Source organism: Bacillus sp. AFS073361 (genome assembly GCF_002567005.1).
In the GTDB taxonomy this organism is placed as follows: Bacteria; Bacillota; Bacilli; order Bacillales; family Cytobacillaceae; genus Neobacillus.
Window position 1 is genome coordinate 80,339 of record NZ_NUZU01000013.1, and the last position, 25,935, is coordinate 106,273.

Sequence of the window (25,935 nt, forward strand, 5' to 3'; positions counted from 1 at the left end):
CAATCAACAGAGTGCTAAAAATCAACTTTAACCTCTAACACAGCCTTTATAATAAAAACAAAAATTAACCTTCCTAATATTATAGCAAATTTTCAAAATATATTAAATGACTTATCATGATGTTGATAGGGGTTAATTAAAACAACATTTTAAGGGCGCGCCGTAAATCAGGCTGCCAGTAGGTCCAGGTATGATTACCACTAAACTCTTCATAAAAATATGTAATGGGTTTCTCTGAAATTATTTTTGAAAGCTCCCTGTTCGGGGTTAGGAAATCTTTAAGACTGCCGTCTGTTGTCTGAACTTCGGTTTCTTGATTCCCAATTACATGATAGAGTTGTAATAACTGTCCCTCCGAGAAGTTTTTAACGGCGCTCAAAATACTATCATCCACATATGGAGAGTGTAAAAGGACTTTTCCGAATGTATGCGGGTATTGAAGCGCTGTCATTAAAGAGACAGCACCGCCAAGGGAGTCGCCGATTAGTGCTCTTGTTGAGCCCATTTGATAGGTAGGAAACTCTTGGTCAAGAAATGGAACTAATTCATGGGCTAGGAACCGGATGTATTGTTGATTCTGAGAGCCTTTGGGATGATATTTCTTGCGGCGGTCTTCTACATCATTATAGGGTACCCCTATAATGATTAAATTTTCAATTTCTCTCTGAAAAAGAAACTCGTCTGCCAATCGCGCAATTCTACCAAGCTGAAAATAGTCTCGGCCATCCTGGGCGATTAACAGCGAGTATTTATATAATGGTGAGAAGTTTGCTGGCAGATAAACAAGGAGTTGAACATCCTCTCCAAGTTCTGCACTATAAATGGTAAGTTCTTTGATGGTTCCTTTTGGAAACTCCATGTGATAAAACCCCCTGTGATTCGATCTCTACCACTGCATTATAACAAAACTAAAGTGGAAATGCTTTTAATAATAGGGGGGAGGAATATGGTGTGAATGTGGGTGTGAGAATTAGTGAAGATAGCGGTGGTTAGTACGGGATTCAGGCATAATGGATAGGATATTTTCACGTTTGAAGGCGCGCATTTGTTTTCGAAGCAGACAAAAGGCGCGAATATATTCGTCATTCATTTCCTTCACAATCAACTTCCGTTGGGATAATTCTTGGTTATCGGCTAGGTAAATCATTTCTAATGGAATATTTTCCTCAATTGAACGCATAAACAGTCCTTCCATCTGGATCACGCCTTTCTTGGTTTATAATATTATTATATCCAAACATTTGTTCTTTATTCAAGATGTATAGAACTAATGTTCTATTTGGTTAATTGTGGCGAGTAGCTCTTTACAAATGGAGAGAAAAAGATATTGACATTCTTATAAATTTTATTATAATTATATTTGTACTTAATATATTGATCTGATAGTTCAGTGTGAGAATACATCCTTGACAAGGATAGGGTCATAAAAAATTTTATAATACGATTTGGTAGCTCAGGGGGAGAGCACTTGCTTGACAGGCAAGGGGTCGTGGGTTCAATCCCCACCCAGATCATCAAAAAAATCATCTTCAAATGAAGGTGATTTTTTTGCGAAAGTCACACAATGGTCACGTCGGGAGTCCATTTTGCTTTACTAAAGCCAGGTTAAATAACAATATAGTCAAGTTTAGCTTTTTCTATTCCAACAGATTCCCAAGAGGTTTATATATGGAATCGATCATTTCAGTAGGTCCTGGGATATTTGGGAAAGTGAACAGTAAATTCATTAGCAGCCATCCCAAAATCGTCAAGCTGACGAATGCTGCTTTTTCCTTTTTTTGATTGCGATTTAATTTTTTCCATTGGAAAAGCGTCATACAAAGAACAATAAACGTACTTCCAAATAAAGGACCCCATCTCATTTTTTTTTCACCTCTTCTGGAATAATGGCAGAAAGCACTGAGTTCATTCCCTGTCTGCGTATTTTAATGTCCAGGTCAATTGTTACTTCAATAGTTGGAAAGATTTCATTCCAACGATATTTGTCCCTTTTCCACAAATCAGGGTATTTTCTGTTAAATGTATCACCAAAACCAAAAATATCTGCTTTCATATCTTTCTGGACATGAACTAATGCGAGTTTCACTCTATTTTCAACTTCCTTTTTTAACTGGTGTTGTAAGTTTTTTATCACTTCAATATTGGTCATATCTAATGGAGTTGTATTTTGAACGATATCAGCTTCTGCGTTAGCTTTAAGTAACACTTTCCACTTTCCATTATCAACCTTTGGGATTAATTTTGATGATGCATTCTGTAAACTCAACGAGACATATCCGTTAGCTCCTTTTGGTTTAACGGTTACAGTTGCCAGCCTAATATCATTTCGAAGCCACAGAACCCCTCTAGTGATGGAATCATCAATTTTACCAACCATCTTATCTTTTTGGAATATAGCGGTACCCGCAATGTAAGCAATCGTTTCTTTTTTCTTTTTTCCTCCTTCAGGAGGTAACATCTTGATCCAAGGAACAGCAGAATCTCCAGATTCACTCAACACCATTAACGCAAAATCTTTGACGGTTACTTCCATCCCTACCTTTAGGGATTCTAATTCACGAAGAACAGCTGCTAGATCCCGTTCCAAAGGTGGAAGCAAGCTCAATACTTCTTTTGCTTTTTGTTTAGAAATAAATAGTTGTGACCTTTCACGTAGTTGGGGATGCCGAATAATAAAATCAACGTGTTTTAGAAGACCCTTCTTTGCTAACTTTTCATTGAAGATGAATACTTCTGTATGCCCCCAAAAAATATGACGCGGCAATTTTTCCTGAAGTTTTGACATGGCTTCAGCTATAGTTACCCCTTTTGCGGACCTAACTAAAGTCTGGGCATCGCCTACTTCGCTTCCTCCATTCATACTTTGTCCGCTGCCTGCACTTTTAGGGATATAGAGAAGCACAGAAAGCTCAATGGTTTTATCTGATAGTTTATCAATGCCTGCTGCCGTTACTAACCCCAAGTCATTTACCTCTTTTCTATCCCAGCAACCAGATAAAAGCAGGACCATAATATTTATGAAAACTAGAGCGAATATTTTCTTTATAGTTTGTAAACTTTCGTTGCTCATCCTGTCGCCGTCTCTTTTTTTCGCAGAAATTTATTGCGAATTAAAGCAATAATGAGGAGAATGAATGGAACGATAATTTGTAATGAAAGAAAATAAAATGGTGCTGAAGTGCTAAGAAAATGAGAAAGTTCTTGTAAACTAGGTGCTGACCATGCCCCAAAAGAAATTAACAAAAATCCAATTGGAAACACAAGCGGGCGAAAATCTGATAACTTAAGCCATTGGGCCGTTCCTAGAGTTAATGCATAATAAAAAACCGAAATTTTGATAAATGTTCCTGCAACCCAAATAGCCATTACAATCGCTTCCAGATGTTCCAAAAATTCAGCCATACTAATGTATTGTGCCGCTATCATGACTGGATAAGTCAATGTTGATGTCAGATTTCCAAATAATAAAAGGGAAGTAAAATTGGTCAGAACGATAAAGAACATCACACTTGTGACTGAGATTAATCCCCATTTCAACCCTTTTTCTCGATTGGTTAAATAAGGTAAGAAGAAAGCAATGAGAATATACTCGCTAAACCAACTTTGCGGAACAATGGACCCTTTAAGAGAAGGTGCTATTCCATTTGCCATAAATGGAAACATATTCTGAATGTCTAAATCTTTTAAAAGCATGATAAAAATCACTAGATACAAAAGAAGCACAACCGGGACTATCATTTCAGAACATCTGCCTATTACTTCCAGTCCACCATAAACCGCAAAAGAGCATACCAAAATCATCGTGCCAAAAATAAAAAGCATGGGAGTATGTGGAAGAAATGTACCCGAAACAAATTCACCATATTCACGAACAATAATGCCAGTAATATGGAAATAAAAAAATAAGTATAGAGCTCCAAGAATTTTTCCTAAGACTTTTCCTAAAATAAGTTCACAATATTCGATAAGGGTATTCCTGGGATATATCTTATTTAGTTTATAAGCTAAAAAGACAGCCAAAAATCCCATAAGAGATGACCAAATCGGTGATAACCACATATCCTGCTTTGCGTGTTTCGCGGTAATGGCAGGTACTAATAGTAAAACTGTTGCAAAAATAGCTGGATTCATCATAATTGCCATTTGAGAGCCAGAAATTTTTCCTTTTTCTATCATGTCTTGTTCATCTCCTGTTCATCTTCATGGGTGGGACCTGGCTTTTGTCCATAGGATTGGCGGTTTGTGTTTCCGGAACCTGTTAAACGAGGACGCTTCTTCAAAGACCACCATGGTGCCCTTATTAAAACATCTTTCATCTCATTTCCTTTCATTGGTGCCATCGGTCCTAAATATGGTACTCCAAATGAACGAATCGTACTTAAATGTATAATAATTGTTAGTAGACTAAGTATGATCCCAAGCAGTCCTATTGTTCCTGCCATAAACATGATGGGGAAACGAAGCATGCGTATGGCAATCGCTGCATTATAACGGGGAATGGAAAAGGAAGCAATCCCTGTGATTGCTACCACCATCACCATCGGAGCTGAAACGAGTCCAGCTGACACTGCAGCCTGTCCAATTACCAATGCACCAACTATGCTAACGGCAGAGCCAACTTGCTTGGGTAAACGGAGACCCGCCTCTCGTAATGCTTCGAATGTAACTTCCATAATAAGAGCTTCTACTAAGGCTGGGAAGGGTATTTCTTCCCTTGATTTAGCAACGCTTATCAATAGCGTTGTTGGGACCATTTCTTGATGAAAAGTAAGGATTGCCACATATGTAGACGGCAGCAATAAAGCAATCAGTAAAAATGCATATCGCAGCCACCGTACTAAAGTTCCCATCAAAAAACGTTGATAATAATCCTCTGCAGCTTGAAATAATGAATAAAAGGTGATGGGTGCAATAATTGTGAATGGAGTTCCATCAACTAAAATAACTACTCTGCCTTCTAACAAATTTGCAGAAGATACATCTGGTCGTTCGGTATTTAAAACTTGTGGAAAAGGAGAAAAAGGATAATCCTCAATAAACTCTTCGATATAGCCACTTTCCAATATACCGTCAACATCGATACGACTTAATCGGTTGTTGATTTCTTCAAGCAGCGTTTGGTCCACAAGTCCGTCAATATACATAACAACAACTTGAGTTTGACTGTAACGTCCAATGTTCATAGAGAACATTTTTAAATCGGGGCTCTTTAATTTTCTACGCAAAAGTGAAATATTAACACTTAAAGTTTCTGTAAAACCATCTCTCGGACCACGAACAACGGATTCGGCACTAGGCTCTTCAATGGAACGTTTTTCCCATTTGGCTAATCCCAACGTGACACCCTGAGAATGTTGATCAATTAAAATAACGGGGTTTCCTGTTGATATTTGATTAATCACATCTTGAATCTTATTTACTTGCTTTATATTTGAAACCGGAAGATTCTCCAGAACAGAATAATCTAACCCATTTTCTGATTCAAGGTTAATAAGTTCGGACAACACATTCTTATCCATTTCTTCAATATTTGATAGCCCTTCAATATAAATCAGTACAGCTTTTTGCGAATTTCCTATCAAGAACGTTCGGAAAATCACATCTGGACATTTGCTGTAGATGGATTTCAGAGCACTGATGTTTTCCTGTAAACTATTGGAAAGATTATCTTGGGCGGTAAGTGCCTTTTCATCAGTCTGTTCCAGCGGTAATTTCTTGTCGGAGGTTTTAAAAAGAACTTTTCTCATTCGTTTTTTCCAATCCAATATCATTTCCCTCTTTAGCAACCTAGTTTATATGCAAAATATGGTAGACAAGATTTATTTTTCCACTATCTTCTTTAATTAATACGTTTAGTATTTGATCGAAATGGCTTTTTGGAAAGGTAAATTGCAATTATTGTTTATTAAAAGGATTTGACAGGGTTAACGGCGAATTGATTAATCGGAGTCATTTCCTTGGGAAATATGAGGTGCAAAAATGGAAAAACTATCGAGTTTAAGAGTTTACATTATTACAATTGCAGGTGCGGTATGTTGGGGACTTATTGGTTTATTTATTGCCCCTTTGTATGCTCGCGGATTCACGGCTTGGGAGGTAGTTGCCATTCGTGGTATTTTTACCTTTGTTATCCTAATCCTAGTTATGACAGTATTTTATCGGGATCAATTACGTACTAGATTAAAAGATCATATTTTTTTCGCTTGTGCAGGAATTTTAAGTGTCGCTTTATTTAATTTTTTTTATTTTGAAGTTTTTTCTCAATCGAGTTTATCCCTTGCAGTAACACTTTTATATACAGGTCCTCTGTTTGTAACCATCCTGTCTCGGCTCTTTTTTAAGGAGTCCCTGACTATTCGTAAAGGGTGGGCACTTGCTCTTGCTATTACAGGTTGTGCCTTTGTTGTAGGCCTGCTGCCACTAGGCCAAGAAGGTATACAAATGAAAACCTTGGTCATGGGGATTTTATCTGGATTTTGTTATGCGTTGTACAGTATTTTCAGTAAACCGGTAACCCAAAGGTATTCTGCATTGACCATTACAACGTACACATTTCTTTATACGAGTATATTCATGTTATTGACAAGTGACATTATTAAAAAGACTGATCAATTTCAATATGCTGATGTTTGGGTGGCAGCGGTGTTGTTAGCTCTAGTATCAACGGTTGCAGCTTTTGTTTTGTATACTTCAGGACTAAAGTATTTAGAAGCTAGTAAAGCGTCCATTTTAGCAACGATTGAACCTATCATTGCAGTAGGAACTGGAGTACTTTTTCTGGGGGAACAACTACGGGGATGGCAGGTGTTAGGAATTGCATTGGTTTTGTATTCAGCCATTCTTGTCGCAGATGGAAGGTCTAAGGCTAAGAAACACGTTGATACCATATTAGAGGAGGAAAGCACGGTATGATACAACCATAGCAGGACCAATAATCGATAACTTAAAAAACCGAAAAAATTAAAGATTCATTTCGAAACTTAATATTTTCGGTTTTTTCATAGGCATAAGCAGGTCAATAATAATTTTTTTGATTCATCGCACGAAGAAAAAGCGTTAGCTCTTTCGAGGAGGCCATACGCCGCTGACCAGGGCGCTTGCGCTTTTCTTAATTAATAGAGAACACGCCATAAATAAAAGGTTGCATAGGATTCCCAATTTCTCCATGGGATAGAAATCTTTAGGATTTCCTCTTTGGTTGGCTTTCTATCCATATTAAGTAGGGTTTTAATAGCATTGATTAAACCTGCATCATCGATAGGGAAGGCGGCAGGGAAGCGCAGGCAGCGCATCAGCACATAATTAGCTGTCCATGGACCAATCCCACGTATTTTAATTAAGCTTTTTTCGACCTCTTTAAAGTTTTCGGCTTCCCTTAATTTTTCTTTGGATAATTCACCGCTGGCCATTAATTGCGCAATCCCAATAATATATTCACTCTTTTTAACAGTCATTTTAATATCTGCCAGGTCAATAGGTGTGAGTTTAGCAATTCTTTTGTAGGAGGGGAATATCCAATATTTTTTGCCTTCCCATTCGATTGACTCACCGAATTTTTCTACAAATTGCTTCTTTAATGTGTAGGCGAAGCTTAAGTTAATTTGCTGCCCTAAGACACCCCAACAGAGCGCCTCAAACAAATCAGGGATTCCGATGAGACGTAATCCATAAAACTTTTCTACAATCATTTTAAGGAATGGGTCTGTTTTTGCCATTTGATAAAAGGGAGTTAAGTCATTATCAAGGTCAAACCATTCTCGAATATATTGGACGACATCTATAGTCTCCTGCGGTTTACCTTTTAAAAAGTGTACAACCATTTGATTTGAATCATTGACTTTTATTCTGACAAGGGTTGGAATTTCATCAATTGCAATGACCCTTGTAATGGTATCATTTTCAACTTCATACATACATTCATTTTTATTCCGCTCTAGATAACCAAGGTTTGCTTTCAGGTCAAATTCTTCAGGCAGCGGAATGATTACTTTGGATGATTCCTCTTCATAGGTATTTCTAGGATTCGTCACTTTATCTCCTCCGGCATTTTGCTATAATCTATTTTTATCATAAAAGTGTAGAAAACAATGTTTCTATCTTGATGCTACAATCAAAAATCTATTATTTTCCACTTGAATAAGTGTATATTGATTATGTAATTAAAGCTTCTATGAAGGATCTAATAATGAAGGTGAGGAATATTTGTTGAAACCAAAAGTTATTGTCTATAAAAAAGTCGATCCAACAGTTTTGGAGTATGTACGTAAAGCCTGTGAAGTCATTTATTTTGAAGACTTAGATGCAACCACACTTCCTGAATTTTACCAAGAATTAAAGGATGCAGAAGGAATTCTAGGCTCGAGTTTAAAAATTGATGAGAAGTTTTTAGAGCAGGCCCCTAACCTAAAAGTAATTAGCAATATTTCAGTTGGCTACGATAATTTAGATCTTGAGAAAATAACAAAACGAAGAATTATGGCAACCAATACACCAGGTGTTTTATATGATAGTGTTGCCGATACCATTTTTGGCTTATTACTAGCAACAGCAAGAAGAATGCCAGAATTAAACCAGTTGGTCAAGTCAGGGAAGTGGACATCGAAAATTAGTGAAGAGCAATTTGGCGTAGATGCTCATCATAAGACATTAGGAATTATCGGAATGGGAGGAGTAGGTTCGGCTATTGCCAAACGGGCTCATTTTGGCTTTGATATGCCTATTTTGTATCATAATCGTTCGCGAAATCCAGAAGCCGAACAAACCTTTGATGCAACCTATTGTTCACTTGAAGAAATTTGTCAGCAAGCTGATTTCATTTGCTTAATGACGCCGCTAACTCCAAACACTGTTAAACTCATCGGGGAAAAGGAATTTAAATTAATGAAGAAATCAGCCATTTTTGTCAATGGTTCGCGCGGGGCTACTGTAGACGAGGATGCCTTAGTTCGGGCTCTCCAAAACGGAGAGATTTTAGCTGCAGGACTTGACGTGTATACACAAGAACCAGTAAACCCAGATCACCCGCTATTGTCAATGGATAACGTAGTCACATTGCCGCATATTGGTTCTGCAACCTATGAAACACGATTGAAAATGGCTAAACTTGCAGCTGAAAATCTAGTGCTTGGTCTCCAGGGAAAACAGCCGCCTTCCTTAATAAATCAAGAGGTGTTAAGCGAAGTCCGATAAATAAAAGGCGTAAAGAATCATTAAAAAAGGTGATTCTCTATGCCTTTTTTATCTAAGATGTGGGGAACATCCTCAAAAATCTCATCAGGTTTGGGACAATTGGTAATATACAACAATCATTTTCGGGTGCCTGACACCAATTATTATGATAATCTAAATATGGTATGATAGTATTAAATTTGTTTAGAATTACTTCTTAGGAGAGGATATTATATGAGTAATAATGAGGTACCTTCTCTACAGAAGGATGGAAGGTCTATTATAGTAAATCAACGAAATCTATCTAGTTTAATGACTGATCTAAAGTTACTATTTAAAGCAAATGTTTTAACCGCTAATGTCCTGCCGGTTTTTGCAGGATTCTGGTTAGCTTTATATTTTACGGATGTCCCTCTCTCAAGTAATGTGGATTTATTACTTTTGACTATTTTCGGAAGTACAATGGTGATTGCCGGGGCACTTGCGCTCAATAACTGGTACGATGTTGATATTGATACAGTAATGGATCGTACAAAGAATCGTCCAACGGTGACTGGGAATTTCTCACTTAAGCAAGTATTAATCATTGGAATTTCGCTTACCGTAGTTGGGTTTATTTTATTACTATTTACGACATTCGAAGCGGCATTATATGGTTTTGTCGGATGGTTTACTTATTGTTTTCCCTATACCATGTGGTCGAAACGAAAGTATACCTTTAATACCATAATTGGCAGTGTGTCTGGTGCGGTTACACCTTTAATTGGCTGGACAGCGATCGCACCTGGATTTCAAAAGGTACCAATGATCTTGTTTTTAATCTTGTTTATTTTTCAAATGCCGCATACCTTTGCGATAGCCATTAAGAAATATAAAGAATATAAAGCGGCTGGGGTGGCGATGCTTCCCGTTGTTCGTGGACTCGCAGTGACTAAACGGCAAATGGTCATGTATATTGCTTGCTTGTTTCCATTGCCATTCTTTTTAGATTCACTTGGAACAACCTTTATGGTCATAGCTGCTTTGCTAAACGCAGGGTGGTTGGTGGTAAGTATCAGCGGTTTTTTTATCAAAGATAACCATAAATGGGCCCAAGTGAATTTCTTATACTCAGTTAATTATATAACCATTATCTTCCTCATGATGATTGTGGTTACCTTACCAATCTTCCATCGCTAAAAGAAATTATATGAAAAAGTCTGATCGCTGTAGGCAAATACAATGCCTACAATCGATCGGACTTTTTTTATTGATCTGATCTTTTAAATGTATTTATTTTTTTAAATGGAGAGATGTGTGATGCGGTTCACTACACTGAGAATGGTTCCCAACTATGATATAAGTATGAAAACCACAAAGGGGATGATTCAGAATGGGAGCTGCAAAAGGAAACAACAAAAAGAAGGCAGGCGAAGTTCAAGAAGCACCGTTAAAAGGAACATGGATTTCCGTAAGTGTTGTAGGAGTAGTCATTCTTCTTACGTATTTCTTATTATATGGACTTTACATGTCTAGAGTTTAGGGGGGATTTGGAATGAAGATGCATCTTGATGAAAAAATTTGGCTGACCTTAAGTTTTGGGATAATCATGATTTTCATGTTTATCACAGGCTATCAAGCATTTGCCTTGGATATGGCTCCACCAAGCAATAAGGAAATTATTGATCCACAAAAAGTGGACCAAATCGCACCATTCGATAAACCAGGTGTTACTAAAATTGGTGAAAATGAATATGAAGTTGTGATGACATTACAAGTATTTAGCTTTAATCCAGGTAATTTTGAAATTCCAGCTGGTTCTACAGTGCATTTTACACTAACCTCCAAAGATGTGGTCCACGGCTTTGAAGTAGCTGGAACAAACGTGAATGCAATGGTAATGCCAGGACATATTCAAAAAATCACCCAAAAGTTTGATAAAACAGGCACTTACTTAGTGTTATGTAACGAATACTGTGGGGCTGGTCACCAAGCAATGAGTACAACGATTACGGTTAAATAAAGGGGGGAAAGAAAATGCAAACAGCAAAATCACCTACACTAAAAGATCAAGCAAATAAAGTAATGGGAATCAGTAAGGAAGATGCCGTTTTAACAAAAACATATATCATTGTAGCATTTACAGCACTACTTTTAGGCGGAATATTAGGACTGCTGCAAGGACTAAATAGGTCAGGACTTCTAGAATTGCCATCATGGCTTAACTATTATCAAGTATTAACAGCACATGGTTTATTATTAGTTGTTGTCTTAACTGCCTTCTTTACGATTGGATACTTTTATGCATCACTTTCCCATACTTTAGGAGGACTGCTGCCGAAAGTAAGGAAGATAGCTTGGATTGGTTTTGGAATGAAGATTGTTGGCTTTGTTCTATGCATAGTGCCAATTCTAATGAACGAAGCATCAGTTATGTATACATTTTATCCGCCGATGGCAGCACATCCGGCTTTCTATATCGGGTTAGTATTCATTGCTTTAGGCGTTTGGATGTGCTGCATTGGGGCGTTTATCAATGTCGCAAATTGGAGAAAAAACAACAAAGGTCAACATGTTCCTATTCTTGCTTACTTTGCAACCGGTGTGTTTATCCTTTTATTCTTTGCTCTAATCCCAGTTGCAATTGAAGTTTTAACCATTATTCCATGGGCCTTTGGGTGGGTTGAAACAATTAATGTCATGGTTGCTCGGACACTATTTTGGGCGTTTGGACACACGCTGGTTAATATTTGGTATTTAACGGCCGTGTCTGCATGGTATGTTGTTGTACCAAAAATTATCGGTGGAAGACGTTGGAGTGATACCTTAACCCGTGTGGTTATTATTGCCTTAGTTGTAATGAACATCACTGGTGGATTCCATCATCAGATTATCGACCCAGGAATTTCTGAAGCAGTTAAATTTATGCATGTATTTATGAGTTTGGCGATTGGTTTCCCATCATTAATGACCGCATTCGCTATGTTTGCTGTATTTGAGCGGACTGCCAGGAAACAAGGTGGAAAAGGTCTAATTGGCTGGTATAAGAAAATGCCATGGGGGGATGTTCGTTTCCTAGCACCATTTATTGCTATGGTCGCCTTTATTCCAGCAGGTGCAGGAGGGATTGCCCAAAGTACAAACCAGCTAGACCAAGTTGTTCATAATACCATGTGGATTGTTGGGCATTTCCATTTAACACTCGGAATGTCGGTGGTAATGACTTTCTTTGGAATTAGTTATTGGTTAGTTCCTTATATTTCAAAACGTGTTCTAACTCCACAAATAAATAGATTAGGCGTAATACAAACTTGGATCTGGACAATTGGTATGATATTTATGTCAGGTGCTATGCATTGGGTTGGATTACTTGGTTCTCCGCGAAGAACTTCCTATACAACCTACGGCGATAATGCAACAGCATTAAGCTGGGACCCGTATTTAATGTGCTTAGCTGTGGGAGGAACACTATTAATTATCGGTGTTATTCTTCAAGTGTATGCTGTTGTCAATATGATGTTCTTTGCGCCAAAAGGTGAAACAGAATTTCCGATTGCGGAAGAGGAAGAAAATGCTAAAACACCATACTGGACAGAGCGTTGGGGCCTTTGGATTGTTGTTATGCTATTAGTTGTAGCCATGGCCTATGTTATCCCATTAACGGAGTTTATCGTCAATGCTCCTCCTGGGTCACCACCGTTTAAAACATGGTGATTTCGAAAAGCTAAAAGCCAGTAGGCGCTTTATCTGGAAGGTTTTCAATGAGAGAGATAGCTCGGGTGGCTAGGGCTATCTCTTTCCACTTCAAAAAATAGATGTGGGAAGTGATCTTCATGATCAAAAATAGACATCATACATTTGCATGTTTGCTTGTTATCTTATTTGGCTGTGCATTGTTTTATTTCGGAACAGATGGTTTCACAGCTTTCACGGCAGAAACAGCGCGGGTAAAAGAACTAATTGCCGATAAACCCCAATTCCCTAATGTAACCTTAGAAGACAGCAAAGGGAGGGAATATTCTATTTCTGAATTTGAAGGCAAATATGTATTTATTACCTTTTTGTATACGTCCTGTACAACGGTTTGTCCTCAATTAGAAATGAATATGTCGAAAGTTTATGATAAGGTACCAAGCAAATATATAGGCAAAGATATTGTCTTTTTAAGTATCAGCTTCGATCCTTCCAGGGATGACCCAGCCACGTTGGAAAAATATAGAGGCTATTTTAATAGTGACGGTGAAACATGGAGGATGGCAAGAATTGCAAATAAAACAGAATTAGATGCATTGTTAAAAGCATTTGGTGTGATTGTCATTCCCGATGAATACGGTAATTTTGCCCATAATTCAGCTTTTTATATTGTTGATAAAAAAGGCAGACTTCTAGAGGTTTTAGACTACAAAAAAACGGATGAAGCTGCTAAAAGGCTTACAGGGATTCTTGACATGGAAGCGGGGGAATAGTTATGAAGCAATCACTATATGGCTTATTGATCCTCCTATTCCTTTCAATGCCTCCTGTGGCAAACTTAATGGAATCTGTCATGATTATTCACATGCATATGCAAATGCCGCTGTTAATTTTCACCGGATTTCTCCTTGCCCGTATTTTTCAACTACGTTTCCCACGATTTTTTGAAAAATGGAACGGAAATGGAATACCAGGAATCATATTGTTTATCATCATCGTCGCTTATTGGACACTGCCAAGGTCTATGGATGAAGCATTAACTTTACAGAGTATGGAAGTGTTTAAATTTACTAGTTTACCTATATTGGCAGGAATCCCACTAAGGGATAGCTGGAAAAAACTTAGACCTGTTGGTAAACATATCACTTTTTATTTTTTTATTATTATGTTTTCCGCAATGGGGTGGTTATATATATATTCCCCCGTGCAATTATGTAATAACTATTTAATTATTGAACAAATTACACTAGGCTGGGGATTTATTACAACTGCAATCTGTATGGTCATTTATTTGCTCTATAAGGCTTTTGTCGATCCTAAGAAATACGAGTAATGTATTTTGTGATTTTCAGCATAAAAACATAAAAAACTGTTAGGAACCATTGATCCTAACAGTTTTTTGAATTAGATATTTATTAAGGAATCCTAAGGTTCGTTTGTTATGGTTGCCCTCTTTCGAGCCTTCAGAAACTTGATTACATTTAAAACAATGGTCTTGACTACGGCATAAAACGGTACAGCCAAAACCATCCCCAAGATACCAGCTAAATTTCCGGCAGCGAGCAAGACGATAATGATTGTCGCGGGGTGGGTATCAAGTGATTTTCCAAGAATGAGCGGAGATAATACATTCCCTTCCACCTGCTGGGCTATCACAATAATTAAAATAACTAATAAAGCTTTTGTGGGTGAATCAAATAAAGCAACAATCACAGCGGGTGCACCGCCAAGAATGGGGCCGACATATGGAATGATGTTGGTAAACGCAACAATTACGGCCATAACTAGTGCAAATGGCAAATCGATAATCAGGTAGCCAACAAATGCAAGTATTCCTACTGATAGGGCAACAATAACTTGCCCTTGTATATAGGAGGAAAGTGTTTCACCTGTCTCTTTCAACATAAGCAATCCTGCTTCCCGATATGATACAGGAAGGAATTTAGTTACAGCCTTAGGGAACTTATGTCCGTCCTTAAACATATAGAACAGTAAAAACGGAACGGTAGCTAGGATGACAGCAATATTGGCAAACACACCAAGGATATTGGAAATACCGCCAGTGATCCTATCCGGCAAGGTATTCGCATAGGCAATCAGTTTTTCTTTACCGGTTTCCAAAAGATCATTTTGCTCCTCCATGATCCATTTGAATTCGGAACTTCGTGAAAGCTTATCAAAATACTGCAAGGTTTTGTTGGCATAATCAGGAAGTGCATTAGCAAGTGCGGTAAATTGCTCTGTGATGGCAGGAACCAAGTTGCCAATCGCTAAAACAAGAATACCAATAAACACTACATAAATTATTAGGATGGCAAGAATTCTTGGCACTTTTTGGCGCTGAAGAAAATTAACGATTGGATTTAGTAAGAAAAAGAGAAATCCGGTTATCAGAATTGGGAAAAAAAGAGTAGAGAAAAAGATACCGATCGGCATAAATAAAAATGAAATCTTTGTTGAAACAAAGATGATGGTTAATATTAGAAGGATTTGGATTAACCCATATTGGAATTTTCTTTTTGACATTATTTTCCCCTTTTTTCAATTGGCTGTGTTAAACTTGTCTGTTGATTTCCGTTCCAGGCGCTTCGCTTTCCGCGGGCGTTGCGGGGAGCCTCCTCGGCGCTTACAGCGCCTGCGGGGTCTCCCCTGCCCCGTACTCCCGCAGGAGTCTTCGCGCCTTCCACTCCAATCAACAGAGTGCTAAAATCAACATTAACGTTTAACACAGCCTTTCAATTAGTTTAACTAAAATTATATCAAAAACTTGGAATAGAAGACAAATAATAGTATTACTTTTGGTGTCAGGCACCAGATGGGGATATTAAAAAAATGAAACTTTCGGCTTAGTTTGTCGTATACTTAAATGGAATAATTTACATAAGAGGAGAGAAGGGGTGTTGGATTTGGAATTGCAAACAGAAGTAAATATACAAAAAGAGAATCCTAAGTTATTAGGAATGTTTACGAGTCCTGGGGTGCAGTTTGAGCGAATTAAGCAAAGTCCGAAAATTTGGGTACCATTAACTATTATTAGTATCCTTTATGCCATTGGTATGGCGTTTATGGCTCTATCACTAGACGCAGCTACTTTAATTGCTCAAGGAGTGCCAGAAGATCAAGTTGATTTAGTGTTAACCATAACAAAAGTAACAGTTTTAGTTACGGGCATCATCACACCTATCATTGGTGTTTTAGTGAGCAGTGCTATTCAAATAGCGATTGTCAAGATTGCTAGTTCCACTGTTTCTTTTAAACAATTATTATCTATGAATACTTTTATCATGATTATTGGTGCAGCAGGACTTATATTGAATATGGGAATCAGATATGCCATCGGCGGGGATCCAGAAATATATATTACCAGTTTGGCAGGGCTTCTCAATCAGGATAAAGCTGGTGTTTTAGGTTCCATCGAAGTATTTGGAATCTGGTCTGCTATATTGACTGCCTTGGGACTTCATAAAACAGCTCAAATTTCTAAAGGTCTGGCATGGACAATTGCGGTGATTTTCTTCGTAGTTAGTATTGGCTTTGCTTTGGTCGGTACCCTTTTACAGGGAGCGCCGAAGCTATAATGAAGAAGAAAATTTGGATTAGCATTAGTGTAATTTTATTAATTATCATAATGATTTCTGTAAGTGTCTACCGGCAGGTCCTTGCAAAGGGGCCTTCCGTTAAGACCACGGAAATCAGCCAAGAAGAAATCTCCTCTCTATTAATGATTCCTGGAATAGTAAAGCTTCCTCAAGAACAACTGGTCTATGCGACACCAGACAAAGGGGAAATCAAGAAGCTGCTCGTCAAGGAAGGAGAGACCGTCAAGAAAGGTGCTGTCTTGGCTCAATTAGAAAATCCTCAGCTTGAGTTGGAAATTGAGCAGAATAAATTAGCGGTCGAATCCGCTAATTTAAAAATAAACCAAATCGATAAGAAATTGGAGCAACTTGAAGACAAAGAAAAGACCTTAGGTGAGCAGGTTGGAAAAAAGGAAGCGAAAAAGCAGCTTTCTCCTGAATTTGAACAGCTAGAGATGGAAAAAGAGCTAGCTAACATTGAACTTAAGCAAACAGAACTTCAAAAAGACTTGATTAGTAAACGCCAGGATGATTTAGAGATTAAGAGTACAATGGCTGGAATTGTTTTGACAGCCAAAAAGCCAGCAACATCACTTGATGCAACAAACGAGCCTATTATACATATTGGGAAATTAGCAGGGATGACAGCATCAGGACTACTGTCCGAATACGATACTCTTAAAGTTAGCAAGGGTCAAAGAGTGATCATCAAATCAGAGGCATTGCCAGGCAAAGAGTGGCTGGGTGAAATTACGAAGACATCTATTTTGCCAGAGCAGAACCAAGCGAGTTTGCAAAATGGTACACAGGCTGTGCAGTATCCTGTCACAGTAAAGATTTCCGGTGATACAAAAACGTTGAAACCAGGCTTCCAAGTTATTATGGAAATAGAAACAGATAAAAAGACAGCGATGGTCCTGCCGCTCGATGCGTTATTTGATGAGGGGGATCAGCCCTTTGTATATCTCGTAAAGGATGGAAAGGCGCAAAAACAAAATGTCAAGACTGGCATTACATCAGGAAAGAAGATTGAAATCCTTGAAGGTGTTACAAAAGGAGACAAAGTCATCATTAATGGACCTGACAAACTAAAAGATGGGTTGGATGTGACCGTTAAATGATCCAGCTAGAATCCATCTCAAGATCGTTTTTGTTGGGAAAAGAAAGTGTACCTGTCCTAAATGGTATTAGTCTATCCATTCATAAAGGTGAATTTGCTGCCATCATGGGTCCATCTGGCTCAGGAAAGTCAACCTTAATGAATATTATTGGTTGTTTGGATAAACCGACAGAGGGTGAGTATTATCTTGGCGGGGAAAATGTCTCTCATTATAATGACAAGGAATTGGCCAGGGTTAGAAATCAATCAATTGGCTTTGTCTTTCAGCAGTTTCATTTGCTCCCCCGCTTGACGGCCTTGAAAAATGTTGAATTACCAATGATTTATGCAGGAATCTCCAAAAAAGAGCGCCAGGCTCGTGCAGAAGAGGCATTAATGAAAGTAGGTCTTGCCGACCGCATGAACCATCTGCCTAATGCTCTATCTGGAGGACAGAAGCAACGTGTTGCCATAGCGAGAGCTATTGTCAATACACCAAAGATTATTCTAGCGGATGAACCCACAGGTGCCCTTGATTCAAAAACAAGCAAGGACATTATGGAACAATTTAGTGAACTGAATAATGAAGGAGTTACGATTATTATTGTTACCCATGAATCAGAAGTAGCCGAATATGCGAATAGAACGATCATGGTTAGAGATGGAATGATTCAGTCGCCTTTTGAGGGTGTTAGGGGGCCGGCAGGATGAGTTTTATGGAAAATCTTATTATGGCACTAAGTTCACTAAAAGCCCACAAAATGCGGAGTATTCTAACAATGCTTGGGATTATTATTGGGGTGGGTGCTGTTATTATCGTCGTAGCCATCGGACAGGGCGGGGAAGCGATGCTGAAATCACAAATTACCGGGCCAGGGAATACGATTGAGTTATTTTATCAGCCTTCCGATGAAGAAATACGTGCGAACCCCAATATATTTCAGCAAGCCCCCTTCAATCAGGAAGATATCAGAGCGTTGGAACAAATTACGGAAATTAAAAGTGTTGTTGCGTCAAGCACCAAATTGTCCTCTGTTAAATTTCAAAAGGATTCCGTGGATGCCTCTTCAACTGGAATTAATCAGGCCTATATAAAATTAAATGAGTTGAAAGTTGCTAAGGGAAGGAGCTTGTCAACCTCTGATTTTCTTGGCGGCCGCCGTGCAGCATTAATCAGTAATAAATTGCAAGAGGAACTATTTAAAGGGAAAAATCCAGTTGGAAAAGTTGTTATGGTTGCCAATCAACCGATTGAAATCATTGGGGTTTTAGAGAAACCAACTGGTCTTCTATCATTTGGATCAATGGAGGTTTATCTGCCTTTCCAAACGTGGAAAACGATTTACGGTAGCAGTGATTTTACCCAAGTAACCCTGCAAGCATCGTCAGCTGAACAACTGCAGGTCGCAGGTAAAAAGGCTGCTAAATTATTAAATAATCTGCATAGGACGGATAAATCATACCAAGTTATTAATATGGAAGAAATCGCTCAAGGGGTAGGACAAATCACAAAAATCATGACATTAATTATCGGGAGTATAGCAGGAATCTCATTATTTGTTGGTGGAATTGGTGTTATGAATATCATGCTCGTATCCGTGACCGAAAGGACAAGGGAAATCGGGATTCGTATGGCGCTTGGAGCTACCCGAGGACAAGTGCTGACTCAATTTTTAATTGAATCGATGACACTAACTTTTATAGGAGGTATGCTCGGGATTTTGCTTGGCTGGGGAACGTCCACCATTGTTAGTTTCTTTGCAGGTTGGCCATCCTTAGTGTCTTGGCAGGTGGTAGTAGGTGGGATGTTGTTCTCAATGGTTATTGGGATTGTGTTTGGACTACTTCCAGCAAACAAGGCTTCTAAGCTTGACCCGATTGATTCCCTGAGATATGAATAAAGGTTGATTAGGAAATGAGATCAAGGGTCTACACGAAGGTGTAGGCTTTTTCCTGTTATTGCCGTATAGTTATCAGTTTGCAGATTATGGGTAATGTGATAATATAATTATAGGAATATTCAGATAACAATTCGTGATAGGATTGACTTAGAATAATAGTTTAGAAGGAGTCGAGATGAGCATGGAGAGACTTAGTGTAGAGAGCAAAGGTTATTTTGGGGAATTTGGCGGAAGTTTTGTTCCAGAGGATTTGCAAGTGGTAATGAACGAATTAGAAGAGCAATTTAATCGATATAAGGATGACCCTGAATTTATAGCGGAATTCAAATACTACTTAAAAGAATATGTAGGCAGGGAGAATCCATTAACGTTTGCAGAAAATTTAACCAAACAAAATCAAGGGGCAAAAATATATCTGAAACGAGAAGATTTAAACCATACGGGTGCACACAAAATTAATAATGCCATTGGCCAGATTCTTTTAGCAAAACGAATGGGAGCAAAGAGAATTATCGCTGAAACAGGTGCAGGACAGCATGGTGTGGCCACAGCAACTGCCTGTGCCATGTTTGGGATGGAATGCATTATTTATATGGGTAAACTTGATACGGAACGCCAAGCGCTCAATGTCTTCCGAATGGAATTACTAGGTGCGAAAGTTGTTCCTGTTGATAAAGGCCAAGGGCGTTTAAAAGATGCTGTCGATGAAGCTTTGGGTGACTTGGTGCAAAACTATAAAAATACCTTTTATTTACTTGGTTCGGCTGTAGGACCACATCCTTATCCGACCATGGTCAAGCACTTCCAGGCAATTATCAGCGAGGAATCGAAACAGCAGATTCTTAAAAAGGAAGGAAAACTGCCGACAGCCGTGATTGCTTGTGCTGGAGGTGGCAGCAATGCCATTGGTGCTTTTGCCCATTATATTGACGAAAAAGATGTGCGCTTAATTGGGGTCGAACCAGCTGAGGCACCAACTTTGACGGAAGGAATTCCAGCGGTGATTCATGGCTTTAAATGTTTAACATTACTTGATGAAAACGGGGAGCCTAAACCAACGTACTCGATTGCTGCGGGGCTGGATTATCCAGGTGTCGGTCCTGAGCACAGCCATTTGAAAACAAGCAGGCGAGCAGAGTATGTAACAGTGACTGGGCAAGAGGCCCTAGAGGCATTCCAATTTTTAAGCAAGACGGAGGGAATAATCCCTGCGTTAGAAAGTTCACATGCCGTCGCATATGCTATTAAGCTTGCGAAAGAATTATCTAACGAAGATATCCTAATTGTTAACCTATCAGGACGCGGTGATAAGGATGTTGAGCAGGTGTTTAGGATGTTGAAACAATAATAATATACATAAGGATAAGCCGATAAATGGCTCGTCCTTTTTTGTTCTATCTAGGGGGAGCAGTTTATTGAAAGACTTATTATTAGTAAAAGGTTATAAAGATCATGAGTATTTAAGGAAAAGCTTTAATCAATTGGCCACTGATACGTTTGGAATAGAGTTTGAAACGTGGTACAAAAATGGATATTGGACAGATAAGTATTTGCCGTATTCATTTGTTGTTCATAATAGAGTGGTAGCTAATGTATCCGTTAATTTTGTAAACTTGGTCGTAAATGCGGAGGTTAAACAAGCAATCCAAATCGGGACGGTCATGACACACCCTGATTATCGAAATAAGGGATTGTCGAGACGCTTGATGGAGATTGTGTTAGACGAATATAAACATGTCGATATGATTTATTTGTTTGCCAATCAAACAGTATTGGACTTTTACCCGAAATTTGGATTTTCTTCTAGAGATGAAGTGCAATTTATATTGGACTATAATCATATGCCTCCATCATCTTCTAAAATGAGAAAATTAGATGTTAGCAATCCAGATGATTTAGAGTACATCTATAATTTAGCGAGTAATCGTAAGGTTTTGTCGGAAGTATTCGGAACTTCAAATTGTGAGGAGCTCCTCATGTTTTATTGTATTATGGTTTTTAGCCAGGACCTCTACTATCTTGAGAATGAGAACGCACTGGTGATCTTTCAAAGAGAGGGGGATTGTATCCACCTTTATGACATTGTCAGTTCTCGAAAGGTAAATTTTCAAACAGTGTTAAGTGCAATTGTCCCGCTGGATTGCAGTAAAGTCTTTTTCCATTTTCATCCCGATCAGCATGAACTAGGATATGAAAAACAGCTATATAAAACCAATAATGTCCTTTTTATAAAGAATCAAACAAACGTCACGTTACCAAATGAATTCAAACACCCGCTTACTTCACAGGCATGATGGTGCCTGACACCATTAGATAACTCCATTAGAGAACATCTAGTACATATTACCCATTTGCTATTAGCGGTTCTTTTTTTATATCTGGGGGTTAGAGAATGTTTCTCGAGTTTATTGAATATATTTAAACAAATAATCTATGGAATTTGGTTGATAAAGGGGACAAGTATGATAAGTAACAGGATGAACTTTTATATGGATTTAAGCAGAGCAGGGGCATGTTCTATTTATAAACGGCTATTGTTCATTTTTTTTGGTGCTACGCTTGTAACCTTATCCTTACAATTATTTTTGGTGGAGAATCATGTGATTGATGGAGGAATCATTGGCATAAGTATCCTGCTAGCTCATATTACAAAAGAAGAAATAGGATTGTTTTTGTTGGTATTAAACACACCTTTTGTCCTCCTTGCCTATCGGTTTCTAGGAAGAAGGTTTCTTATTCTCAGCATATTCGCCATCCTCATTCTTTCGTTTGAAACCTATATATTCGATTCACTTCCGGTCCTCACCACTAACCCCCTCCTAGTAATTGTCCTTGGCGGAATAAGTTTAGGACTAGGTGTCGGCATAACGATTCGATTCGGCGGCTGTTTTGATGGAACAGAAGTGATAGCTATCCTCTTAAGTAAACATTCTTCATTTTCAATCGGACAAATTATCTTGTTATTGAATGTATTCATTTTCGGGAGTTCCATTTTCATCTTTGGGTTAAGTGAGGCCATCTACTCCTTTGCAACCTTTCTGATAGCCTATCGGACGATCGATCTATCTATTCAAATTACTTAGAAGGGTATTTCGAGATGATGAGGTGCCTAGATAAAAGCTTAAAATAGAATCCGCAAAATTAAGGAAATGCCCATTCAATTAGCGAACGGGCATTTTTTTATCATTATTGATTTTTTAAAAATTCTATTACTCTTTCATTTACTAAATCATTGGCCTCTGTTATATAAATATGGCCAGCACCGGTAATTGTCAAAAATTCAGCATTTGGAATTTTCTCAGCTAAGATTACCCCATTTTGATAGGGAACTAATTTGTCTTCGTCTCCATGGATAACCAAGACAGGGCATTCGATTTGGTCCATCACGTTGGAAGTATCGTGAGCTAAGCAGGCTTGAAGTTGAAGAATATAGGCATAAGGGAGAACAGGTATCTCTATTCTTCTTTGTATGTCCTCTGCTACTAATTCGCGTTGTTTTTCTATAAATGAATGACTGTATAGGATTGGAGCGGTGGCCCAAGCCATTTCTTCTGGTGTTGCAACCGCAGAACCCCTTGAAAGCATTAGCATCGAGACTTCTGCACTAGGCTGGACATGGGTTGCACCCCCAGAGGTTGTACAACCTAACACAAGAGAACGGACCCTAGAAGGATACAATAGTGATAATCTTTGTGCAATCATCCCACCCATAGAAATGCCGTATACATGGGCTGTTTCTACTCCGGCAGCATCCAAGACACATTTAGCATCTTCCGCCATTTGCTCAATTGAATAGGGGGAATTTGGTTTGCCGCTAAGACCTGTCCCGCGATTATCAAAAATAATTACTTTAAAGTGCTCACTGAGAGCAGGGAGTGTCCTGAACCAAGATTTTGAATTTAGTGATAACCCCATTATTAAAAGCAATGGTTCACCCTCTCCGTGAACCTCATAATAAAGATTAATCCCATTTCCAGTAGCTATTGGCATTAATTAATCCTCCTTTATTAAAGGCTGTGTTAAAGGTTAATGTGGATTTTGGCACTCTGCTGATTGGAGTGGAAGGCGCGAAGACTCCTGCGGGAGTACGGGGCAGGGGAGACCCCGCAGGTGCTGAAAGCGCCGAGGAGGCTCCCCGCAACGCCCGCGGAAAGCGAAGCGCCTGGAACGGAAATCAACAGACAAGTTTAACACAGCATTTTTTAAAGTAACGGTAAATTATATGATAATTTAACTAAGGAAAGAACATGGAAGAAGGGAGGACCAAATCCTCCCTTAGCTTACTTTTGAGTGTTTCTTTAAAAAGTTGCGAATAACTCTATTAAATGCGTCCTTTTGTTCTAATTTGGCAATATGACCAGTATTCCTAAGGATCACAAATTCAGAGTGGCGTATTTGTTTGTGCATACCTTAGCGTCATTCCTTGGGGGACAAATGTTTTTATTCGGTGCCTGACACCAGATAATATTATTTAAAAAACGTTCCGGTAATTTTTGGGATTTCCTTCGGTCTAAAGGAGTGTTTTGAAGATGTTTGTTTAATTTAACAGCATTAATTTTTCGCTCTTTTAAGGGACGAAGACTTTTGTGGATATTGTCGAAAGAGGGAGGTTTACAAAACCTCAGTTTACTACAATAATATTAACTATATTACTATTCTAATTAATGATTTTGAGGAACCCTTCGAAGCAATTGCAGCTATTTTTAATAACATGAAAGGTCCAGCACTATTCTTAGCCTCAAAGCTTCTAATTATGTTTATGGTCATATACTAGATGTTGACGGTGGGACAACTGCCAGTGTACAGTAAATAGAAGAAACTGGTCAGTTAGTGAAGAGGGATGTACATGGAGTCCATGCATCAAGACAGAGATTCTTTTTATAAAAAAATAGAAACAGAAATCAATAAGAGAATCCATGCATACACAAATAACAGAAAATTCACTATTGCATTTGGAAATGCTATGGAAACACATGTGAAGCATTTAAAAATTCACAGAAGATTAGCAACAAGAAGATTAAATCAGCTTGGACTTCCAAATAAAGATGAAATAAGTGCTATTTCTGTAAGAATCGTAGATTATGAGGAAAAGTTAGATCTTTTGGATGAATCTATCTTTTGGATGAATAAAAGACAGAAAGAGAACCGGAACAAGTTAAAAATGATCCGTGAATCATGGGGAGCTTTGCAAGCCGTATTGGAAAAGGAAACACGGGAAATCCACGCATGTAAACTAAAAAGCTTGGAAGAAGAGCTTAATGAGTTAAAACAATTATTTGAATTGAATTTGGAGGAGAAAAAACATGACGAATAAAACTGAAAAAGTATTAGAATCAGAAAATCAAAAAGTAGAGGTTGAAGAGGAACAAAATGCCTCAAGCTTAGACCTTCTTTGGAAGTTAGGATTCAATGAATTAGATGCTTGGGAAAATCGCTTAAATAAACGAGATACACTTTTCTTAGAAGCAGTCAAGAACTACGTGGAAATGCTTAAACTGAATCAAGAAAATGCCCTCACCGTTTCGACGCAATTTGGGATGGAACTGAAAGAGTGGGAAGAGGCAGTGCGAGAAGAATTACTTATGACAACCACTCCACTACAGCAGTTCTTTCCTGTGAAATCATATGAAGAAATTAACAAAGTTGTTGAGGACATTCAAACTAAAACAGCTCATTTATTATTAACCCCAACTAAAGCATTATTAACAGGACAATTAAATTCCTTAGATAAATATGTAGAAACCGTTGAACAGTATATTGCTTATCGAAAAAATGGCAGAGACAAATATATTGAGAGTGTTAAGAAAACCAGCAATGTTTTATATGAAAATCAAAAAGTATTTGTAAATATGTTTTCTAAGCAAGTGAAATCTGCGATAATGCCATTTCAGAATTATATGAAGGATTCTACCGATCAATCCAAATAATGACTAAAAAGGAGTGAGAGTAATGTCTGGTAAAAAACCTTACGATCCAGTTGAATCCTTTCATGAGCTTAGTCTTTTATGGGAAAAACAGATAAATGATTTTATCAATCATTGGACGGCTAACAAGGATTTCATAAAAATGTCTAATGCCGGAACCGAAATTAATTCTCGGTATCTCGAGGCATTTAAAAAGAATCAGGAAACACTTGCAAGCGTTCTAAATTTACCAACTAAAAATGATATAGCTAATATTGCATCATTAACGGTCCAAGCCGAGGAAAAAATTGAAGCTCTTGAGGAACAAATCTTGGATTTGCAGGATTCCATGAAGTCGCAAACTAGAGAAATCGAGAGTGTTGTGGATATTTCAAAAGAAATCATTAAATTAACAAAGCAGCTTAAAACAGAGTTAGTAAAAACGAAAAAAGAGCAAATAAAGACCAAAGAATTAAAGGCCGAACTCCAAGAAATGAAGTTAGAGTTAAAGAAATTAACTAACTTTAAAGAAGAATTTGAGTCATTAAAAGGTCTTCTTGAAAAGGACAAAGAAGTGGAGCGAGAATTAGCAGATTCAGGGACATCGAAATAAA

General features: G+C 38.1%; 27 protein-coding genes and 1 tRNA gene. 19 read left to right on the forward strand and 9 right to left on the reverse strand.

The genetic code is table 11. From position 1 onward, the window contains the following. Nucleotides 1–136: 136 nt before the first annotated feature. Complete coding sequence (locus COJ96_RS08320) at nt 137–859, reverse strand: alpha/beta hydrolase (RefSeq protein ID WP_098572477.1); 723 nt, start codon at nt 857–859, stop codon at nt 137–139. A 111-nt stretch (nt 860–970) separates the two neighbouring features. Beyond that, on the reverse strand, nt 971–1,180 hold the full coding sequence (locus COJ96_RS08325) for a hypothetical protein (RefSeq protein WP_257148463.1): 210 nt from the start codon (nt 1,178–1,180) through the stop codon (nt 971–973). Nucleotides 1,181–1,442: 262 nt separating this feature from the next. On the opposite strand from COJ96_RS08325, the gene COJ96_RS08330 reads away from it, so the two are divergent. After that, nucleotides 1,443–1,514 (forward strand) — tRNA-Val (locus COJ96_RS08330). Nucleotides 1,515–1,637: 123 nt separating this feature from the next. Here COJ96_RS08330 and COJ96_RS08335 read toward each other — a convergent pair. From COJ96_RS08335 to COJ96_RS08350, 4 genes are read right to left on the reverse strand one after another with little or no spacing between them, the layout of a single operon-like run. Further along, nucleotides 1,638–1,862, reverse strand: coding sequence for a hypothetical protein (locus COJ96_RS08335; RefSeq protein ID WP_098572479.1), 225 nt, complete (start codon nt 1,860–1,862; stop codon nt 1,638–1,640). Next, complete coding sequence (locus COJ96_RS08340) at nt 1,859–3,070, reverse strand: Ger(x)C family spore germination protein (protein WP_098572480.1); 1,212 nt, start codon at nt 3,068–3,070, stop codon at nt 1,859–1,861. The genes COJ96_RS08335 and COJ96_RS08340 overlap by 4 nt, the downstream gene beginning before the upstream one ends. Next, on the reverse strand, nt 3,067–4,176 hold the full coding sequence (locus COJ96_RS08345; RefSeq protein WP_180230022.1) for a GerAB/ArcD/ProY family transporter: 1,110 nt from the start codon (nt 4,174–4,176) through the stop codon (nt 3,067–3,069). The genes COJ96_RS08340 and COJ96_RS08345 overlap by 4 nt, the downstream gene beginning before the upstream one ends. Beyond that, on the reverse strand, nt 4,173–5,771 hold the full coding sequence (locus COJ96_RS08350) for a spore germination protein (protein WP_098572481.1): 1,599 nt from the start codon (nt 5,769–5,771) through the stop codon (nt 4,173–4,175). The genes COJ96_RS08345 and COJ96_RS08350 overlap by 4 nt, the downstream gene beginning before the upstream one ends. Before the next feature lie 208 nt (nt 5,772–5,979). Here COJ96_RS08350 and COJ96_RS08355 point away from each other — a divergent pair, with 208 nt between their 5' ends. Beyond that, nucleotides 5,980–6,912: a DMT family transporter gene (locus tag COJ96_RS08355; protein ID WP_098572482.1), complete on the forward strand. Its 933-nt coding sequence runs from the start codon at nt 5,980–5,982 to the stop codon at nt 6,910–6,912. Nucleotides 6,913–7,112: 200 nt separating this feature from the next. Here the strand turns inward: COJ96_RS08355 and COJ96_RS08360 are convergent, their stop codons facing one another. Next, a complete protein-coding gene (locus COJ96_RS08360; RefSeq protein ID WP_373561679.1) occupies nt 7,113–7,985 on the reverse strand; it encodes a DNA-3-methyladenine glycosylase family protein in 873 nt (290 codons plus the stop codon). A gap of 220 nt (nt 7,986–8,205) precedes the next feature. On the opposite strand from COJ96_RS08360, the gene COJ96_RS08365 reads away from it, so the two are divergent. From COJ96_RS08365 to COJ96_RS08395, 7 genes are all read left to right on the forward strand, one after another. After that, the gene (locus COJ96_RS08365; protein WP_098572728.1) at nt 8,206–9,189 is read left to right on the forward strand and encodes a 2-hydroxyacid dehydrogenase; all 984 of its coding nucleotides are present in this window, start codon (nt 8,206–8,208) and stop codon (nt 9,187–9,189) included. A 213-nt stretch (nt 9,190–9,402) separates the two neighbouring features. Beyond that, nucleotides 9,403–10,347, forward strand: coding sequence for a heme o synthase (cyoE, locus tag COJ96_RS08370; RefSeq protein WP_098572484.1), 945 nt, complete (start codon nt 9,403–9,405; stop codon nt 10,345–10,347). A 193-nt stretch (nt 10,348–10,540) separates the two neighbouring features. Beyond that, a complete protein-coding gene (locus COJ96_RS08375; RefSeq protein WP_098572485.1) occupies nt 10,541–10,690 on the forward strand; it encodes a cytochrome c oxidase subunit 2A in 150 nt (49 codons plus the stop codon). Nucleotides 10,691–10,702: 12 nt separating this feature from the next. Then, nucleotides 10,703–11,170 carry a cytochrome c oxidase subunit II gene (locus tag COJ96_RS08380; RefSeq protein ID WP_098572486.1) on the forward strand — a complete coding sequence of 156 codons (468 nt, stop codon included), beginning with the start codon at nt 10,703–10,705 and terminating at the stop codon, nt 11,168–11,170. 14 nt (nt 11,171–11,184) lie between these two features. Further along, on the forward strand, nt 11,185–12,861 hold the full coding sequence (locus COJ96_RS08385) for a cbb3-type cytochrome c oxidase subunit I (protein ID WP_098572487.1): 1,677 nt from the start codon (nt 11,185–11,187) through the stop codon (nt 12,859–12,861). Nucleotides 12,862–12,980: 119 nt separating this feature from the next. Then, nucleotides 12,981–13,613, forward strand: a complete 633-nt coding sequence (locus COJ96_RS08390; RefSeq protein ID WP_098572488.1) for an SCO family protein — start codon at nt 12,981–12,983, stop codon at nt 13,611–13,613. Nucleotides 13,614–13,615: 2 nt separating this feature from the next. Further along, a complete protein-coding gene (locus tag COJ96_RS08395) occupies nt 13,616–14,173 on the forward strand; it encodes a hypothetical protein (RefSeq protein ID WP_098572489.1) in 558 nt (185 codons plus the stop codon). Between the two features lie 92 nt (nt 14,174–14,265). Here the strand turns inward: COJ96_RS08395 and COJ96_RS08400 are convergent, their stop codons facing one another. Continuing rightward, the gene (locus tag COJ96_RS08400) at nt 14,266–15,366 is read right to left on the reverse strand and encodes an AI-2E family transporter (protein ID WP_098572490.1); all 1,101 of its coding nucleotides are present in this window, start codon (nt 15,364–15,366) and stop codon (nt 14,266–14,268) included. A 371-nt stretch (nt 15,367–15,737) separates the two neighbouring features. On the opposite strand from COJ96_RS08400, the gene yknW reads away from it, so the two are divergent. From yknW to COJ96_RS08440, 7 genes are all read left to right on the forward strand, one after another. Next, the gene (gene yknW / locus COJ96_RS08410; protein WP_257148464.1) at nt 15,738–16,418 is read left to right on the forward strand and encodes a YknW family membrane protein; all 681 of its coding nucleotides are present in this window, start codon (nt 15,738–15,740) and stop codon (nt 16,416–16,418) included. Beyond that, a complete protein-coding gene (locus COJ96_RS08415) occupies nt 16,418–17,539 on the forward strand; it encodes an efflux RND transporter periplasmic adaptor subunit (RefSeq protein WP_098572492.1) in 1,122 nt (373 codons plus the stop codon). Before yknW ends, COJ96_RS08415 begins: the two co-directional genes overlap by 1 nt. After that, entirely contained in the window at nt 17,536–18,228 is a 693-nt protein-coding gene (locus COJ96_RS08420; protein ID WP_098572493.1) for an ABC transporter ATP-binding protein, read from the forward strand. The genes COJ96_RS08415 and COJ96_RS08420 overlap by 4 nt, the downstream gene beginning before the upstream one ends. After that, the gene (locus COJ96_RS08425; RefSeq protein ID WP_098572494.1) at nt 18,225–19,418 is read left to right on the forward strand and encodes an ABC transporter permease; all 1,194 of its coding nucleotides are present in this window, start codon (nt 18,225–18,227) and stop codon (nt 19,416–19,418) included. The genes COJ96_RS08420 and COJ96_RS08425 overlap by 4 nt, the downstream gene beginning before the upstream one ends. Nucleotides 19,419–19,599: 181 nt before the next feature. After that, a complete protein-coding gene (gene trpB / locus COJ96_RS08430) occupies nt 19,600–20,766 on the forward strand; it encodes a tryptophan synthase subunit beta (protein ID WP_098572495.1) in 1,167 nt (388 codons plus the stop codon). Between the two features lie 67 nt (nt 20,767–20,833). After that, entirely contained in the window at nt 20,834–21,712 is an 879-nt protein-coding gene (locus COJ96_RS08435) for a GNAT family N-acetyltransferase (RefSeq protein ID WP_180230024.1), read from the forward strand. A 195-nt stretch (nt 21,713–21,907) separates the two neighbouring features. Then, nucleotides 21,908–22,501: a YitT family protein gene (locus tag COJ96_RS08440; RefSeq protein ID WP_257148465.1), complete on the forward strand. Its 594-nt coding sequence runs from the start codon at nt 21,908–21,910 to the stop codon at nt 22,499–22,501. Between the two features lie 103 nt (nt 22,502–22,604). Here COJ96_RS08440 and COJ96_RS08445 read toward each other — a convergent pair whose 3' ends face one another. Continuing rightward, nucleotides 22,605–23,408 carry an alpha/beta fold hydrolase gene (locus COJ96_RS08445; RefSeq protein ID WP_098572498.1) on the reverse strand — a complete coding sequence of 268 codons (804 nt, stop codon included), beginning with the start codon at nt 23,406–23,408 and terminating at the stop codon, nt 22,605–22,607. 856 nt (nt 23,409–24,264) lie between these two features. On the opposite strand from COJ96_RS08445, the gene COJ96_RS08455 reads away from it, so the two are divergent. From COJ96_RS08455 to COJ96_RS08465, 3 genes are read left to right on the forward strand one after another with little or no spacing between them, the layout of a single operon-like run. After that, on the forward strand, nt 24,265–24,732 hold the full coding sequence (locus tag COJ96_RS08455) for a hypothetical protein (RefSeq protein WP_098572500.1): 468 nt from the start codon (nt 24,265–24,267) through the stop codon (nt 24,730–24,732). After that, complete coding sequence (locus tag COJ96_RS08460; RefSeq protein WP_098572501.1) at nt 24,722–25,345, forward strand: hypothetical protein; 624 nt, start codon at nt 24,722–24,724, stop codon at nt 25,343–25,345. The genes COJ96_RS08455 and COJ96_RS08460 overlap by 11 nt, the downstream gene beginning before the upstream one ends. 22 nt (nt 25,346–25,367) lie before the next feature. Next, nucleotides 25,368–25,934, forward strand: a complete 567-nt coding sequence (locus COJ96_RS08465; RefSeq protein WP_098572502.1) for a polyhydroxyalkanoate biosynthesis repressor PhaR — start codon at nt 25,368–25,370, stop codon at nt 25,932–25,934. Nucleotide 25,935 lies beyond the last annotated feature (1 nt).

Coding starts and splice junctions, on each gene's coding strand:
- COJ96_RS08320 (WP_098572477.1), bottom strand. CDS start 859: ATGGAGTTTCCAAAAGGAACCATCAAAGAACTTACCATTTATAGTGCA.
- COJ96_RS08325 (WP_257148463.1), bottom strand. CDS start 1,180: ATGCGTTCAATTGAGGAAAATATTCCATTAGAAATGATTTACCTAGCC.
- COJ96_RS08335 (WP_098572479.1), bottom strand. CDS start 1,862: ATGAGATGGGGTCCTTTATTTGGAAGTACGTTTATTGTTCTTTGTATG.
- COJ96_RS08340 (WP_098572480.1), bottom strand. CDS start 3,070: ATGAGCAACGAAAGTTTACAAACTATAAAGAAAATATTCGCTCTAGTT.
- COJ96_RS08345 (WP_180230022.1), bottom strand. CDS start 4,176: ATGATAGAAAAAGGAAAAATTTCTGGCTCTCAAATGGCAATTATGATG.
- COJ96_RS08350 (WP_098572481.1), bottom strand. CDS start 5,771: ATGATATTGGATTGGAAAAAACGAATGAGAAAAGTTCTTTTTAAAACC.
- COJ96_RS08355 (WP_098572482.1), top strand. CDS start 5,980: ATGGAAAAACTATCGAGTTTAAGAGTTTACATTATTACAATTGCAGGT.
- cyoE (WP_098572484.1), top strand. CDS start 9,403: ATGAGTAATAATGAGGTACCTTCTCTACAGAAGGATGGAAGGTCTATT.
- COJ96_RS08375 (WP_098572485.1), top strand. CDS start 10,541: ATGGGAGCTGCAAAAGGAAACAACAAAAAGAAGGCAGGCGAAGTTCAA.
- COJ96_RS08380 (WP_098572486.1), top strand. CDS start 10,703: ATGAAGATGCATCTTGATGAAAAAATTTGGCTGACCTTAAGTTTTGGG.
- COJ96_RS08385 (WP_098572487.1), top strand. CDS start 11,185: ATGCAAACAGCAAAATCACCTACACTAAAAGATCAAGCAAATAAAGTA.
- COJ96_RS08390 (WP_098572488.1), top strand. CDS start 12,981: ATGATCAAAAATAGACATCATACATTTGCATGTTTGCTTGTTATCTTA.
- COJ96_RS08395 (WP_098572489.1), top strand. CDS start 13,616: ATGAAGCAATCACTATATGGCTTATTGATCCTCCTATTCCTTTCAATG.
- COJ96_RS08400 (WP_098572490.1), bottom strand. CDS start 15,366: ATGTCAAAAAGAAAATTCCAATATGGGTTAATCCAAATCCTTCTAATA.
- COJ96_RS08415 (WP_098572492.1), top strand. CDS start 16,418: ATGAAGAAGAAAATTTGGATTAGCATTAGTGTAATTTTATTAATTATC.
- COJ96_RS08420 (WP_098572493.1), top strand. CDS start 17,536: ATGATCCAGCTAGAATCCATCTCAAGATCGTTTTTGTTGGGAAAAGAA.
- COJ96_RS08425 (WP_098572494.1), top strand. CDS start 18,225: ATGAGTTTTATGGAAAATCTTATTATGGCACTAAGTTCACTAAAAGCC.
- trpB (WP_098572495.1), top strand. CDS start 19,600: ATGGAGAGACTTAGTGTAGAGAGCAAAGGTTATTTTGGGGAATTTGGC.
- COJ96_RS08440 (WP_257148465.1), top strand. CDS start 21,908: ATGGATTTAAGCAGAGCAGGGGCATGTTCTATTTATAAACGGCTATTG.
- COJ96_RS08445 (WP_098572498.1), bottom strand. CDS start 23,408: ATGCCAATAGCTACTGGAAATGGGATTAATCTTTATTATGAGGTTCAC.
- COJ96_RS08455 (WP_098572500.1), top strand. CDS start 24,265: ATGGAGTCCATGCATCAAGACAGAGATTCTTTTTATAAAAAAATAGAA.
- COJ96_RS08460 (WP_098572501.1), top strand. CDS start 24,722: ATGACGAATAAAACTGAAAAAGTATTAGAATCAGAAAATCAAAAAGTA.
- COJ96_RS08465 (WP_098572502.1), top strand. CDS start 25,368: ATGTCTGGTAAAAAACCTTACGATCCAGTTGAATCCTTTCATGAGCTT.